At 71.5% G+C, this 13995-nt stretch carries 15 protein-coding genes and 1 pseudogene; 10 read left to right on the forward strand and 6 right to left on the reverse strand.

What is annotated here, in order from left to right:
• The first annotated feature begins 8 nt into the window (after positions 1–8).
• Both ABZ342_RS17635 and ABZ342_RS17640 read left to right on the forward strand, forming a co-directional pair.
• The gene (locus ABZ342_RS17635; protein WP_360473951.1) at positions 9–1316 is read left to right on the forward strand and encodes an MFS transporter; all 1308 of its coding nucleotides are present in this window, start codon (positions 9–11) and stop codon (positions 1314–1316) included.
• Entirely contained in the window at positions 1313–2299 is a 987-nt protein-coding gene (locus ABZ342_RS17640; RefSeq protein ID WP_360473954.1) for an LLM class flavin-dependent oxidoreductase, read from the forward strand. The genes ABZ342_RS17635 and ABZ342_RS17640 overlap by 4 nt, the downstream gene beginning before the upstream one ends.
• On the opposite strand, the gene ABZ342_RS17645 is transcribed toward ABZ342_RS17640, so the two are convergent.
• Positions 2296–3138 carry a helix-turn-helix transcriptional regulator gene (locus tag ABZ342_RS17645; protein ID WP_360473956.1) on the reverse strand — a complete coding sequence of 281 codons (843 nt, stop codon included), beginning with the start codon at positions 3136–3138 and terminating at the stop codon, positions 2296–2298. The two genes, ABZ342_RS17640 and ABZ342_RS17645, sit on opposite strands and share 4 nt — an antisense overlap.
• Before the next feature lie 101 nt (positions 3139–3239).
• On the opposite strand from ABZ342_RS17645, the gene ABZ342_RS17650 reads away from it, so the two are divergent.
• Entirely contained in the window at positions 3240–4235 is a 996-nt protein-coding gene (locus ABZ342_RS17650) for a chlorophyllase (protein WP_360473958.1), read from the forward strand.
• 39 nt (positions 4236–4274) lie between these two features.
• Positions 4275–4754 carry a MarR family transcriptional regulator gene (locus tag ABZ342_RS17655; RefSeq protein ID WP_155546775.1) on the forward strand — a complete coding sequence of 160 codons (480 nt, stop codon included), beginning with the start codon at positions 4275–4277 and terminating at the stop codon, positions 4752–4754.
• 19 nt (positions 4755–4773) lie between these two features.
• Here the strand turns inward: ABZ342_RS17655 and ABZ342_RS17660 are convergent, their stop codons facing one another.
• A complete protein-coding gene (locus ABZ342_RS17660; RefSeq protein WP_360473960.1) occupies positions 4774–5997 on the reverse strand; it encodes an NAD(P)/FAD-dependent oxidoreductase in 1224 nt (407 codons plus the stop codon).
• An 11-nt stretch (positions 5998–6008) separates the two neighbouring features.
• Positions 6009–6488: a MarR family transcriptional regulator gene (locus ABZ342_RS17665; protein ID WP_360473962.1), complete on the reverse strand. Its 480-nt coding sequence runs from the start codon at positions 6486–6488 to the stop codon at positions 6009–6011.
• Between the two features lie 64 nt (positions 6489–6552).
• Between ABZ342_RS17665 and ABZ342_RS17670 the strand changes: the two genes are divergently transcribed.
• The gene (locus tag ABZ342_RS17670; RefSeq protein ID WP_360473964.1) at positions 6553–7212 is read left to right on the forward strand and encodes a DUF3159 domain-containing protein; all 660 of its coding nucleotides are present in this window, start codon (positions 6553–6555) and stop codon (positions 7210–7212) included.
• Here ABZ342_RS17670 and ABZ342_RS17675 read toward each other — a convergent pair.
• From ABZ342_RS17675 to ABZ342_RS17685, 3 genes are all read right to left on the reverse strand, one after another.
• Positions 7181–8863: an MFS transporter gene (locus ABZ342_RS17675; RefSeq protein WP_360473966.1), complete on the reverse strand. Its 1683-nt coding sequence runs from the start codon at positions 8861–8863 to the stop codon at positions 7181–7183. The two genes, ABZ342_RS17670 and ABZ342_RS17675, sit on opposite strands and share 32 nt — an antisense overlap.
• A 47-nt stretch (positions 8864–8910) precedes the next feature.
• Positions 8911–9393 (reverse strand): MarR family winged helix-turn-helix transcriptional regulator, encoded by a 483-nt coding sequence (locus tag ABZ342_RS17680; RefSeq protein WP_360473968.1) that lies wholly within the window; start codon positions 9391–9393, stop codon positions 8911–8913.
• 129 nt (positions 9394–9522) lie between these two features.
• Positions 9523–10134 (reverse strand): TetR/AcrR family transcriptional regulator, encoded by a 612-nt coding sequence (locus tag ABZ342_RS17685; RefSeq protein WP_360473970.1) that lies wholly within the window; start codon positions 10132–10134, stop codon positions 9523–9525.
• 111 nt (positions 10135–10245) lie between these two features.
• Between ABZ342_RS17685 and ABZ342_RS17690 the strand changes: the two genes are divergently transcribed.
• From ABZ342_RS17690 to ABZ342_RS17710, 5 genes and pseudogenes are all read left to right on the forward strand, one after another.
• A complete protein-coding gene (locus ABZ342_RS17690) occupies positions 10246–10821 on the forward strand; it encodes an NAD(P)-binding domain-containing protein (protein ID WP_360473972.1) in 576 nt (191 codons plus the stop codon).
• A complete protein-coding gene (locus ABZ342_RS17695; protein ID WP_360473974.1) occupies positions 10821–11822 on the forward strand; it encodes a zinc-binding alcohol dehydrogenase family protein in 1002 nt (333 codons plus the stop codon). The genes ABZ342_RS17690 and ABZ342_RS17695 overlap by 1 nt, the downstream gene beginning before the upstream one ends.
• Positions 11823–11849: 27 nt before the next feature.
• Positions 11850–12311, forward strand: coding sequence for a nitroreductase/quinone reductase family protein (locus ABZ342_RS17700; protein ID WP_360473976.1), 462 nt, complete (start codon positions 11850–11852; stop codon positions 12309–12311).
• Between the two features lie 133 nt (positions 12312–12444).
• Positions 12445–13764: an MSMEG_0569 family flavin-dependent oxidoreductase gene (locus ABZ342_RS17705; RefSeq protein WP_360473978.1), complete on the forward strand. Its 1320-nt coding sequence runs from the start codon at positions 12445–12447 to the stop codon at positions 13762–13764.
• Positions 13764–13995, forward strand: a pseudogene (locus tag ABZ342_RS17710) (amidohydrolase); the annotation flags it as partial. The gene ABZ342_RS17705 and the pseudogene ABZ342_RS17710, both read left to right, overlap by 1 nt.

A 13995-nucleotide genomic window follows, 5' to 3' on the forward strand; every position in this document is an offset into this window, starting at 1 on the left:
AGGCAGTTATGACACAACCACAACGGCAACAGACCAGGGCCGCGTTGGCCGGGTGGTTCGGCACCACCGTCGAATTCTACGACTTCTTCGTCTACGGCCTGGCGGCGTCGCTGCTGTTCCCGAAGATCTTCTTCCCCGCCGCCGACCCGGTGGTGGCCACGCTCATCTCCCTCTCCAGTTTCGGTGTCGGCTACGTCGCGCGTCCGTTCGGCGCGCTGCTGTTCGGGCACCTCGGCGACCGCATGGGCCGCAAGTCCATCCTGGTCACCACGCTGATGATGATGGGCATCGCGACCACCGCCATCGGCTTGCTCCCGTCGTACGGCACCTGGGGCATCGCCGCGCCGGTGCTGCTGGTCGCGCTCCGGATCGTGCAGGGCGTGTCCCTCGGCGGTGAGTCCAGCGGCGCCGTCCTGCTCACCGTCGAGCACGCCGAGAAGCACCGGCGTGGGTTCTTCGGCGGGATCCTCAACACCGGCACGGCGGTCGGGACCATCCTGGCCAACGCGATGTTCCTGCTCGTGGCGCGGCTGCCCGAGGACGACCTGCTCGCCTGGGGCTGGCGGATCCCGTTCCTGGTCAGCGTGCTGCTCGTCATCGCCGGGCTGGTGATCCGGCTGGGCCTGCGGGAGAGCCCGGAGTTCGCGGACGTCAAGGGCACCGGCGCGGTGCACAAGCTGCCGCTGGTGGACGTCCTGCGCAGGTGCGGCGGCACGGTGTTCCTGGTGACGCTGGCCACGCTCGGCGCGGGTGTCACAATCACCGTGAGCTCGGTGTACGTGCTGACCTACGGCAAGACCGAGCTGGGGCTGAGCACGTCGGCGATGCTCGACGTCCTGCTGCCCGGGCTGTTCGTGGTCGTGATCGGCGCGCCGCTGTACGGCCGGCTGGCCGACCGGATCGGGCCGAAGACGGTCTTCGTCGCCGCCGCCGCGTCGATGGTCGTGCTCCCGTTCGCCTGGTTCCCCCTGCTGAACACGAAGAACCCCTGGTTGATGTTCCTCGGCTTCGCGCTGCTGTTCGCGGGTTACGCCGCCAACTTCGCGATGTTCCCGGTCTTCTTCTCGCAGGCGTTCCCGGTTTCGCTGCGGTTCAGCGGGATGGCGATCGGTTTCACCCTCGGCACGATCTTCGGCAACGCCTTCGCGCCCGCGATCAGCGCGTCCCTCCTGGAGTCGACCGGCACCTGGGTGTCCATCGCCGCGTACATGGCGGCGGCGTGGGCGGTGACCGTCGTCGGCGGGCTGCTGCTGCGGGAAGCGCGGGCCGAGCAGCCGGACGTGCTGCGTGCGGAGTCCGGGGCGCCGGCGGCGTGAGGATCGGGGTCCGGGTTCCGCCGTGCGTCCCGCTGCCCGAGCTGGTGGCCTTCGTCCAGGAGGTCGAGCGCCTGGGGTTCGACGACGTGTGGTTCCCGGACTCGCAGCTGCTGTGGCGGGACGTCTTCGCCACCGCGGCCGCGGCCGCCGTGGCGACGTCGAGGATCGGCCTCGGCACGGCGGTGACGAACGTCGTGACCCGGCATCCGTCGGTGGTGGCCGGCGCGGCGCGGACCGTGGCCGAGCTCGCGCCCGGCCGGTTCGTGCTCGGCGTAGGCGTGGGCAACAGCTCGGTCGTCCCGGCCGGGCTCGCTCCGTCGACCCGGGCCGGCCTGCGTGCCGGGCTTCAGGTGATCCGGTCTTTGCTGGCCGGTGAAGAGGTCGGCTTCGACGGCGTGCGGTCGCGGCTGCGCGACCCGGTGGCCGTGCCGCTGCACCTGGCGGCGAGCGGGCCGCGGAACCTGCGGCTGGCCGGCGAGGTCGCGGACGGCGCGATCCTGCTGTCCGGAGTGGCTTCGGAGCCCCTTAAAGCCGCGATGCGGCAGGTGGCGGACGGCGGATCCGTGCCGGTCACGGTGTCGGCGTTCTGCCGCGTCACCGACTGCGTGCGGCGGGATGCGCGGGAACTGAAACCGGTGTGCCTGAGCATCGCGGCGAATGGTGGGGCGGCGTTTCTGGCGGCGGCGGGGGTCCGGGTGCGCGTGCCCGAGCGCCTGCCGCGGCTGCGCCCGGACCTGCTGCACGCCGAGTCCTGGGCGTCCGCGGTCCGGGCCTGCGAGTCCTTTGTGGACGACGAGGCCGCCGAGCTGTTCGCCCGGCGGTTCTGCCTGTACGGCACGGAGGACGAACTGGCGGCGCGGCTGACCGAGCTGACCCGGTCCGGCGTTTCGGCGGTGCTGCTGCAGCACGTCGGTTCGTACGACCTGCCGCGGCAGCTGGTCGCCGACTTCGCCGGCCGGGTCCGGCCCGTTCTCCGGCGTTAACCGGCAGCGAACTGCTGGGTGCCGATCACGCGTAGCAGCTCGAGCTTCTCGGCGGCGTCGGTGCCCTGCAGTGGCAGGAGGATCCGCATCCGGAGGCCGGTCTCGGGGGTCACGAGCAACTGGCAACGCAGCCGGATCAGCCCGACCGTGGGGTGCCGGACCGCTTTCAGGTCGGCGTGCCGGACGGCGACCTCATGCCGGTTCCACAGCGTCCGGAACTCCTCGCTGTGGGTCGAGAGGTCGGCGATCAGCTGGCTGACCCGAGGGTCCCCGGCTCGGCGGGAGCAGGTGGCGCGGAGGTCGCTGACGTGAGCCGCCGACAGGCGGGCCCGGTCCGCCTCCGGAACGTGGTCACGTGCTGCCCCGGGGGTGAACCAGCGCCGGTAGATGTTGCGGTCACGACCGGGGCGGAACTCGCCGTCGCCGGCCAGCGCGTCGTTGAGCGCGTTGGTGTAGAGCACGTCGCCGAGGTCGTTGTAGACGCACGTCGGCAGGGCGTCGAGGTGTGCGGCGAGCTGGCGCAGTCCCGGGTCGATGTGGTCACCGACCTGGCGCGGCGGGGTGGGCACGCCGGCGAGGCGGAAGAGGTGGTCCTTCTCGTCGGGGGTGCACCGCAGCGCGCGAGCGAGGGCGGTCACGACCGACTCCGACGGGTCGGAGCCGCGGGCCTGCTCCAGCCGCGCGTAGAAGTCGCTCGAGATGCCCGCGAGCACGGCTACTTCTTCGCGCCGCAAGCCGGGTGTGCGGCGACGTGAGGTTTCCGGCAGGCCGATGTCCGACGGGGTGAGCGCCGCCCGTCGTCGGCGCAGGAATTCGGCGAGTCCGGGGCGGTCGATCACGTCGTCAGTATGCGCGCGCGGGTGCGGCCGCATCCAGGACGAGGTTGGTCCTGGACAGCCTGGTCCTGCCCGGCCGCGACGATCGGCCGCACAGTGGGGCCATGACCGACCATCACGTCCGACTCGCTCGGCGCATCCCGGTTCCCGACGCGGTTCCGGTCGTCTCCGTCAACCCGGTCACCCTGCCGGCGCCCTGCCGCGGCCTCCCGCTGGAGCTGCGGGTCACCGCGCCCCTGCGGGGCGATGCCGTGGCGATCGTGCTGCTGTCCCACGGGGGCGGCAGCTCGTACTACCTGCAGTCCAAGGACGGCTTCTCGCCCTTGGTCGACTTCTACGCGAGTCACGGGTTCGCCGTCATCCAGCCCACCCACCTCAGTTCTCCGAGCGGCGGGCTCGGCCTCGACCGGGATGCCGTCGGCCACCCGCTCTTCTGGCGATCGCGGATCGACGACTTCGAGCTCATCCTCGACAACCTGGACGCGATCGAGGCCCAGGCGCCGGTCGTCCACGGACGGCTCGACCCGGCGCGCGTCGCCGCCGTCGGTTACTCCGCGGGCGGCAACACGGTCAGCGCGCTGCTCGGCGCGCGGGCTCTCGATCCGGGCAGCGGAGCCTTCCTCGACTTCCGTGAGTCCCGCGTCCGTGCCGGTGTGCTGCTCGCCTCGACCGGCAGCGCCGAGGGCATGACCGACACCATGCGCGAGCGGTACCCCGAGCTGGAGACCGACTTCTCGCGGTTGACCACGAGGACCCTGGTCGTCCACGGCGATGAGGACGTGAACCCCGTCGCCACCACCCGCGGCGCCGACTGGCACGCCGAGCCCTACCACCTCAGTCCCGGTGCCGACGCCCTGCTGGTCCTTCCCGGCGCCAAGCACTACCTCGGCGGCGTCATGGGCTACAGCCTCGCCGAAACCGACGACGAAGACCCCGAACGGCTCGCGGTCACCCAGCGCATGACCTGGGCCTACCTGCGATCGGCCCTCTACGACGGCGACCCGGCGTGGCAGCGTGCCACCGAAGCGATCCGCGGCCACCCGGCCCTCGGAAGTGTGTACCTGAAGCAGCCGTTACTTCCGCCATTTCGTGTCGAGTGAAACCGTATCGTCCGATCTGGCCTGCAGTAGGGTGGCGGGATGAGTGGCAAGTCCAGAACCGCGACCGCCCGTGCGACGGACCGTCCGGGTGATGTGTCCCCGTTCGCACTGGGGCTGCTGCTGCGCCGGGCCCACACGCGGGTGGCGGGTGCGATGGCCGCGGCGATGCGGCCCCACGGGCTGGAGCTGCGGCACTTCGCCGTGTTGATCCTGCTGGTGGACCGCGGGCCGACGACCCAGCGGGACCTGGTGGAGGCGACCGGCTCGGACAAGGCGGGGATCATGCGGGTCGTCGACGACCTGGAGGAGAAGGGGTTCGCGGTCCGCAAGCCCGTGCCGGGGGACCGGCGGGTGCGTTCCGTCGAGATCACCCCGGCCGGGCTGAAGGCCTTCGACACCGTTCACCGAGATGCCCTGGAGCCGGCCGAGGGACTGGTCTCGCACCTGCGGCCGGGGGAGGCGGCGAAGCTGGTGGACCTGCTCACCCGGTTCACCTATCCGCCCGCGGACCAGGCGTAGGCGCCGGGACGGCTCGCCGTCAACGGACGGGAAACATGCGCTGCTTGACCGGTGGCACGGCTTCGGCGAGACGCAGCACGGTGCGGAACACCGACCGCGGCAGCCGGGACGTCGTCGCGGCACCACGGGCGTTGCGCGTGGACAGCGCCAGCGCCGCGTTCGCGTAGCCGCGCATCTCCCGCTCGTATCCGGCGATCCGGGCGTCGGGTGCCGTGTCCGCGCAGAGGTGACGCCGGAGGGTGTCGGCGTCCCGTAGCGCGGTGTTCGCGCCGATCCCGGCCATCGGGGTCATGGCGTGGATCGCGTCGCCCAGCAGCGTGACGGCGGCCGGCTGCCAGTCCGGCAGCTCGGGCATCGTCTTCAGCGGGATCGCCGCGACCGTCGCGAGGTCGGTTTCCGCGATGATCCTTCGCACGGGAGCCGCCCAGGTCCCGGTCCGGTCCCGGACCAGGTCGAGCAACCGGGCGGGTCCGGCCGTCCCGAGGTCGTCCGGGTAGGTCGAGCGGTGCGCGGCCCACGCCCACACGATGACGCGCTCCGCCGCGCCGGCGTCCCAGGTGGACAGGAACATCCAGCCCGGCCGGGCGGGCACGATGTTGGTGACCGCGCCGTCGACGAGGGCGGCCGGGAGGGTGCCGGCCAGTTCTCGGGTGAGCCGGACCCGGCCGGCGATGTTCACGATGCCGAGGTCGCGGCGCCGGAGCCCGGGCAGCCGCTGCATACAGACGCGCGAGTTGGCCCCGTCGGCACCGACGAGCAGGTCCGCCGCGACGGTGTGGCCGTCGGCGGCGTGGACGAGGACGCCGTCCTTTGTGTACTCGAAGCGGTCGAAGGCGCTGCCCCAGCGGATTACGTCGTCGCGGCCGGTATTGGCGGTGTTGAGCCCGGTGAGCAGCGCGTCACGCAGGGCGTCGCGGTTCACGGCGCGCCGGCGGGTGACGGGATCGGTGTTGGCCGGGGTGTGCGTGTGGTCGCGTTCGGCGAGCACCCGCAGGTCCTGGTCGTGGAAGCGCACGATGTCCGGCGCGGTGGACGACGTCTCCGTCAGCTGCGTCCGGTTCCGCTCCGGGAGGCAGGCGTGCAGGGCGCGCAGGCCGTCGGCGTCGAGGTGGATGCCGTAGCTCGCCGGCTTGGCGTCCGGGGACGCGTGGCGTTCGAGCACCACGACGTCCACGCCGGCGCGGCGCAGGCCGTGGGCCAGGCACAGGCCGCCGAGCCCGGCGCCGGCGATGACGACTCGCATGGAGCTTCTCCTCAGGGGATCGTGGCTTCGCCGGGAAAGGCGAGCCGGGTCAGCAGGTCCAGCAGCAGTGCGGCCTCGCCGGCGCCGAGGTGGCCGAGCAGGTGCTCGGCGACGGGCTCGGCGTGCTGGTGGGCGGTGTCGAACACGGCCGTTCCGGCCGCGGTCGGGGTGATCGTGTGCACCCGGCGGTCGCCGGGGCGGGGGGTCCGGGTGACCAGCCCGGCGTGCTCGAGGTCGTCGACGACGCGGACCATCGTGGCCTTGTCGCTGCCGACGGCGCCGACGAGCGCCTGCTGGCTCATCGGCCCGCCGGTGTGGAGGGAGACGAGCACGATGAAGTGCCGGAACTCCAGGCCGAGCGGGCGAAGCACGCCCAGGAGCTCCGCGGCGGCGCGGTCGTGGGCGCGGCGCAGCAGCAGTCCCAGTGCGAACGGTGACCCGTCGCCCGGCCGGTCGGTCGCTCTCGTGAGCCGGGAAGCCGCTCTTGTCACGACCGAGAACGTATCATCTGAAACGGAGTTGCACAAGAAGGTTTCATATGAAACGGTCTTGGGTGTGAACACGACTCAGGAAGTACGCGTCCCGTCCGAATCCCCGGTCCTGCCGCGCAAACGACGCTGGGAAGGCATCGTGGTGACCGCCGCGCCGACGGTCGCCTTCGTGGCCGCCAACGCGCTCGGCGACCTCACCGCCGCCCTGGTGACCGCCGGCGTCGCCGCGATCGCGGCATTCGGCTGGCGGCTGTACCGGCGGCAGCCGGTGCGGCAGGCCGTACTGGGGCTACTGCTGGTCGCGGCGTGCGCGGCGGTGGCCACCGTCACCGGCGAGGCGCGCGGGTTCTTCCTCATCCCCGCGCTGATCCCGTTCGCCGTCATCGCGGTGTGCGTGACGACTGTCCTCATCGGACGCCCGCTGACCGGGATCGTCCTGAACCGGGTCGCAGGCGGGCCTTCGGACTGGAAGTCCGTTCCCCGGCTGCGCCGGATCTATACCGTCTCGACCCTCACGTGCGCGGCGGTCAACGTCGTCAACGGCGCGCTCCAGGTGGTCTACTACCGCGACGACCAGCCGCTGGTCCTCGGCATCGTGCACATCGCGACCGGCCCCGTTTTCGCGGTCATCGTCGCGATCACCATCGCTTTCGTCCGCCGCGCGAAGGCCGGCGCGGCAGCGTCCGCTCCGCTCAGCGCCGATCGTCCGCCTCGGGTTCGATGAACACGTCCTGGGTCCGCCGTCCGCCCAGCATCGTCAACGCGATGAGCGCGGCCACCGCGGCGGCGATGCCGCACACCAGGTAGCCGATGGAGTAGGCGTGGGAGAGCGCGTGGAACGCGACGTCCTTGAGGGGGTTGAACGGGATCGGCGTGCCGTCGGGCCCGGGTACCTGCGCCGGGACGCCGTTCTGCCCGAGCGGGCCGGACTTCACCGCGTGGACGGCCGCTTCGACCTGGGGACGCTGGGCCGGGGGCACGTGCTGCGGCGAGGCGTAGAACGCGTCCAGCGCGGACTGGAGCGAGGGGGACGAGGCGATCTGCGCGTTGATCGCGTTCGCGGCGTTCGTCAGCGCGATCGCGCCCACGATGGCGGGCCCGAGCGTCAGGCCGCCGTCGCGCAGCATGCTCGTCGCGCCGCTGGCCATGCCGGCTTTGGACGTCGGGACGCTGTTCACGGCGACGACGGTGATCGAGGTGACGGCCAGCTTGAAGCCGGCGCCGACGACCAGCAGCGGAACCGCGACCGCCGCGATGGAGAGGTTCGTGGCCGGAATGGCGGCGAGCACGAAGTCGCCGATCCCGATCAGCGCCATCCCGGTGCCGAGCACGACGCCGGGGCTGAAGCGCTCGACCACCCGGGTGCTGACCGGGAACAGCACCACGCCCATCACGTTCAGGCAGAAGAAGCCGACGGACGTCACGAGCGGGGTGTACTCCTGGATGGCCGACAGCCGGATGCTCGTCGCGTACGCGGTGCCCAGGTAGGCGAACATGCCGACGACGGTCACCACCGCGGAGACCGTGAACATCCGGTTGCCGAACAGTTCCAGGCGGATCAGCGGCCGGTCCACCCGGCGCTCGATGACGACGAACAGCGCCATGAACACGACGGCCACGACGAACCCGCCGATCACCGGAAGGCTGCCCCAGCCGTCTTCGGCTCCCTGGATCACCGCGTACAGCAGTGCGAACAGGGACACCGCGATGGTGATCTGGCCCGGCCAGTCCAGCGACCGGCCCAGCGGCGCGGACGAGTTCTGCGCGCCCACCAAGGTGATCACGCAGCTGACCACGGCCAGGACCGCCATGGCGAGGAACGCGTAGCGCCAGCTCGCGTACTCGCCGCCCGAATGCTCGATCCGGGCCAGCAGGCCGGCCAGCACCGGTGAGACGAACCCGGCGCCGGTGAGGGCGGCGGCCCAGATGGAGATGGACTGCGCGCGTTGCCGGACGTTCTGCGTACCCGCGGCGAGCATCGCGATCGACGTCGGGAAGATCGCCGCGGCGCCGATGCCGGAAACCACCTGACCGGTGATGAGCACGCCGGTGCCGCCGCTGGGCGTGAAGAAGCCGAGCAGCCCGCCCACGGCCATCAGCGCGGCGCCGATGGCCAGCAGGCGCTTGCGTCCGAAGAGGTCACCGACCACGCCGAAGGACAGTTCCAGCAGGGTCACCGGCACCAGGAAGGCGTCGGAGATCCAGGTCAGCGTCGTCGACGAAGTGTGCAGGTCCTGGTTGATGAACCCGTTGATGACGGCGGGGATGGACAGGCCGATCTGCGCGACCGCGACGGCGGCCGCCGCGGCCACCAAGGTGCCGCGCCGCAGCTCCGCGGGCGCTGACGGGCCGGATGACGCGACAGTCTCACTCACGATTGTGAAGCAAACCACACCGAAAACCAGATGTACAGGTTTCCTGACTATTGCGTGGAGGCCGGCCCCGGCTCCACCCGGTCCCCGCGCAGCGCGCGCCGGCACAGCTCCAGCGAGTGGTGCAGTTCGCTCGCCTGATCGTCGGAAAGCAGCGAGACCATGCGGTCCTGCAACGCGGCCACCTGGGGCCGCAGGCGATCGAGCAGCCGCTGGCCGGCGGGCGTCAGTGCGATGACGAGGCGGCGGCGGTCGGCGGGGTCTCGGTGGCGCTCGATCAGCCCGCCGTTCAGCAGCGTCGTCACCATGTCGGCCATGCTCTGGTCGGTGACGAAGGAGTGCCGGGCCAGGCGCGCGGCGGTGAGGTCCGGGTGGCGTTCGAGGACGGTCAGGGCGGTGTACTGCAACGTCGTGATGTCCGCCGGCCGGACGAGGGTGTCGAGCTCGGCGCGCACGGACAGCTCGACCTGCTTCATCAGGTACAGCAGAGTCGACGGCGGCTCACCCGAACCGGCCTGAGTGTTACCCGTCATGGTCAACCAGGACCTCCCTGATGACCATCGTAGGCGTCGCCCCGGGTGTGGCAGGGACGCGGATCTCATGAAGTCCTGGTCGGCTCGGGGGACACCGCAACCGGGGGCGAAGCCGCGGAACGACGGTGGTCACAGCTTCTTGAGCCGGCGCCGGTTGACCGTCAGCACCTCGTCCGACAGGTCCGGGGCGGCGTCGGCGATCGCCCGGGAGAGGATCAGTGCGCCGACCATCTGGCTGAACAGTGCGATCGCGCGCTCGCGGGCTTCGGCGGGGGTGAGGGCGGTGCCGGACTGGCGGGCGCGGTCGAGCAGCATGTCGGTGATGGTGGCGAAGTAACCGTCGAGTCCGCGCCGGTATTCGGCCTGGGCGGCGGCGCCGTGGCGGCCGGCGTCGGCGACGAGCGCGGCCGAGGCGCAGCCGATCTCGGGGTGGTCGCGGTGCTCGGCGTTGACGTACTCGTCGACCATGTCCTCCAGGGCTGCGCGCGCCGAGCGGGGATGCGCTTCGCGGATGGCGTCGAGCGCGCCGAGTGAGTCGGTGAAGCCCTGGTGGAGGACTTCGAGGGCGAGGTCGTCCTTCGAAGCGAAGTGGTTGTAGAACCCGCCGTGCGTCATGCCGGCCGACTTCATCAGCTCTTCGATGCCGATGCCGTCGAACCCGCGCAGCCGGAAGCCGGCACCGGCCGCGTCGACGATCTTCTCGCGGTTGAGCTGCTTCTGCTCCTGCGTGATGCGAGGCACCCTTCGATGATAGTCACCATCAAAGCGAGTGTCCACGGTTGACAGTCAATGATGACGGAGGCAATCATAACTATTGATGTCGATCGACATCGAAGATCGGAAGGAACGGTCGTGAACTTCGGAACCATCGGCGCCGGGACGGTCGCGCAGGCCATCGCCGGCCACCTCGTGGCGGCCGGCCACAAGGTGACACTCAGCAACAGCCGCGGCCCGGACACACTGCTCGACGTCGTGACCCGGCTGGGACCGCTCGCGAGCGCGGGCACGGCCGCCGAAGCGGCCGCCGCCGACATGGTCTTCCTCGCCGTGATGTGGCCGCAGGTCGGTGACGCGCTGACCGGGCTGCCCGCGTGGGACGGCCGCATCCTGGTCGACACCACCAACACCTTCGCCGAGCTAGAGGTCGGGACGGCGGGCGAGTTCGTCGCGCAACGCGCGCCGGGCGCGCGCGTGGTGAAGGCCTTCAACACCCTCTACGCCCAGTACATCGCCGCCGATCCCCGGCACGCGGAAGGACGGCAGCTGCTCTTTTACGCCGGTGACGACGCGGCCGCCAAAGCGGACTTCCACGCGGTCGCCGACGCCATCGGATTCGCGCCGGTCGACGCCGGGACGCTGCGCGAAGGCGGCCGCCTCATGCAGATCGGCGGCCCGCTTTCGGCGCTGCACGCCCTGAAGCAGGCATAGTGAAAGCACTCGCCTACGAGAAAGCGCACGCGCTCGACGCGTTCGCCATCGACCTGATCGAGGTCGACGAACCTCGGCTACGCGACGGTGACCTGCTGGTCGAGGTCCACGCGATCGGCATCAACCCCGGTGAAGCCGCGATCCGGCGGACCCGCAGCGCCGAGCCTGGCGGGCGGGTCGTCCTCGGCTGGGAGTTCGCCGGAGTGGTCGTCCAAGCCGGGTCCGCGGCCACCGGCTTCGCGGTCGGGGACCGGGTGCTGGGCACCGGCGACATCACCCGCGACGGCAGCTGGGCCGAGCGCGTGGCGGTCGACCACCGGGTGGTCGCCAAGATCCCGGACCGGCTCGCGTTCACCGACGCCGCATCGCTGCCCGTCGGGGTCCTCACGGCCTGGGAATCGCTGTTCCGCGACCAGGACGCGCTGCTGCCCGGGGTCGGCCGCGTGCTCGTCATCGGCGGAGCCGGCGGCGTCGGGTCGATGGCCACGCAGCTGCTCAAGGCCACGACGCCGGCCTTCGTGATCAGCACGGCCTCGCGGCCCGAGTCGCGGAAGTGGGCGACGGAGATGGGCGCCGACCTGGTCGTCGACCACCGCGGCGACCTGGCCGGCCAGCTCCGCACGGCGGGGATCGACCACGTCGACCTGGTGTTCTCGACGGCGGGCACCAGCGGCCACCTGGGGGCGATCGTCGAGGTGCTGCGCCCCTTCGGTCACCTGTCCGCCGTCGACCTCGCGGGCCCCTTCGACACGGCGGCCTTCACCGGCAAGTCGCTGTCGCTGCACAGCGAGATGGTGTTCAGCAAGATCGTGGCCGGCGGTGACGTCGCCAGCCAGGGCCGGATCCTCGCCCGGGCGGCGGACGACGTCGCGGCGGGCCGGCTGCGCCCGATCGTCACCACCACGCTCGACGGGCTGACCGCCGAGACCATGAAGACGGCGCACACCCTCGTCGAGAGCGGCCGGACCATCGGGAAGACCGTGGTCCGGGTAACCGCCTGAATCCCCCCAACGAAAGGAATTTCCGAGATGACAACGGATCTGCTCGACGGTGAGTACGTCCCCGGTGCCGACGCGAAGACCCGCGACCAGGTCGAGCTCTACGAGCGCACCGACGGCCGCGAAGGCGCGACGATGGGGGGTGGCCCCGTGGTCGTGGTGACCATGCGCGGCGCCCGGTCGGGCAAGCTGCGCAAGGTCGCCCTGATGCGCATCGAGCGTGACGGCGTCTACGCCATCGGCGCGACGGCCGGCGGCCAGGCTCGCCATCCGAGCTGGTTCCACAACCTCGTGGCGCACCCGACGGTGCAGCTGCAGGACGGTCCCCGGCGTCGGCTGATGACCGCCCGGGTGGCCGAAGGCGCGGAGCGGGAGAGCTGGCTGGCCTACACCGACGAGCTCTACCCGTTTTTCGCGGGCCTTCGCGCCCAGGCCGTCGAGGCCGGCGACCGCGAGGTGCCGCTGATCCTGCTCGAACCCGCCGAGAGCTGACCGGACTGGTTATACGGGCGCCCGGGCGGTGTTAAACGCACGCCGGGAGAAGCGTTACTCCGACGCCGTCTGGTAACACGTCGGTGTTCCGGGTGAAACGGCCCGGAAATGGCCGGCCGGTCCACTGAGTGGCATGAACTTCGAGCTCGACGGCCGGCACGAGCCGGTGATCGTGGTCGGCGGCGGCCAGGCGGGACTGTCGATGTCCCACTGCCTGGCCTCCGCCGGGGTCGCGCACCTGGTGCTCGAACGTGAGCGCGCGGGGCACGAATGGCGGAGCCGCCGCTGGGACAGTTTCTGCCTGGTCACGCCGAACTGGCAGTGCCGCCTGCCCGGGTTCCCCTATGCGGGTGATGATCCGGACGGGTTCATGGTCCGGGACGAGATCGTCGGCTACCTCGAGGCGTACGTGAAGGAGTCCGACGTCCCGCTGCACGAGGGCGTCGAAGCGACGCGGCTGCGGCAGCTGCCCGGTGGCGGGTTCCGGCTCGCCACCACGGCCGGCGAGCTGACCGCCGACCACGTCGTGCTGGCCACCGGGCCCTACCAGGTGCCGCTGAAGCCGAGGCTGGCCGAGCGGCTGCCCGAGCACGTCGTCCAGCTGCACTCGGCCGAGTACCGCAACCCGGCGCAGTTGCCGGACGGCGAGGTGCTGGTCGTCGGCACCGGGCAGTCCGGCTGCCAGATCGCCGAGGACCTGCACCTGGCCGGGCGCCGGGTGCACCTCGCCGTCGGGTCGGCGCCGCGGGTGGCCCGGCGCTACCGCGGCCGCGACGTCGTCGCGTGGCTCGACGAGATGGGGTACTACGCCCGGGGCATCGACGAGTTCGCCGACGCGGACGCCGTCCGGTTCCGCGCCAACCACTACGTCACCGGCCGCGACGGCGGCCACGACATCGACCTGCGCGCGTTCGCCACGCAGGGCATGCAGCTCTACGGCCGGCTCAATGACGTCCGAAGTGGACAGTTGGGTTTCGCCGACGACCTGCGCCGCAACCTCGACGCCGCCGACGCGGTCTCCGAGGGCATCAAGGACTCGATCGACGCCTTCATCGCGCAACGCGGGATCCCGGCGCCGGGGGAGAAGCGTTACCAGCCGGTGTGGGAACCGCCGGACGGGCCTCGCACCCTCGACGCGGAAGCGCTTTCGGCGGTCGTCTGGAGCACCGGGTTCGGCCGCGACCACCGCTGGATCGACGTCCCGGTGTTCGACGGCCGGGGCTACCCGACCCACCACCGCGGCGTCACCAGCTGCCCCGGCCTGTACTTCCTCGGCCTGCCGTGGCAGCACACCTGGGGCTCGGGGCGGTTCTGCGGCGTCGCCGCGGACGCGGAGTACCTGACCCGGCGGATCACCGGCGGCGGGCGCGGGGACGTCCGGTGGCTCTCCGGCACGCCGGTGAGCACCTACCCGGCCGACGACGACTGGGTCGCGCCGAGGACGGTGGCGTGATGCGGTGGACGAACGACGCCCACCGGCACCTGGGCGTGCTGCCGGCGTACCCGTTCTACGGCGGGCCGCCGGTCGCCCCGGCGATCGGTGCCCGCGCGACGATCGGCGAGCTCCTGTCCGATTTGGACCGCGAAGGCACCGAACGCGCGCTGGTGATCCCCAACTACGGCGTCCCGGACCCGGCGATCGCGTTCTCCTTCAACGAACTCTGCGTCGAAGCGGCGGGCAAGG

Source organism: Amycolatopsis sp. NPDC005961, from assembly GCF_040629235.1.
GTDB lineage: Bacteria > Actinomycetota > Actinomycetes > Mycobacteriales > Pseudonocardiaceae > Amycolatopsis > Amycolatopsis camponoti.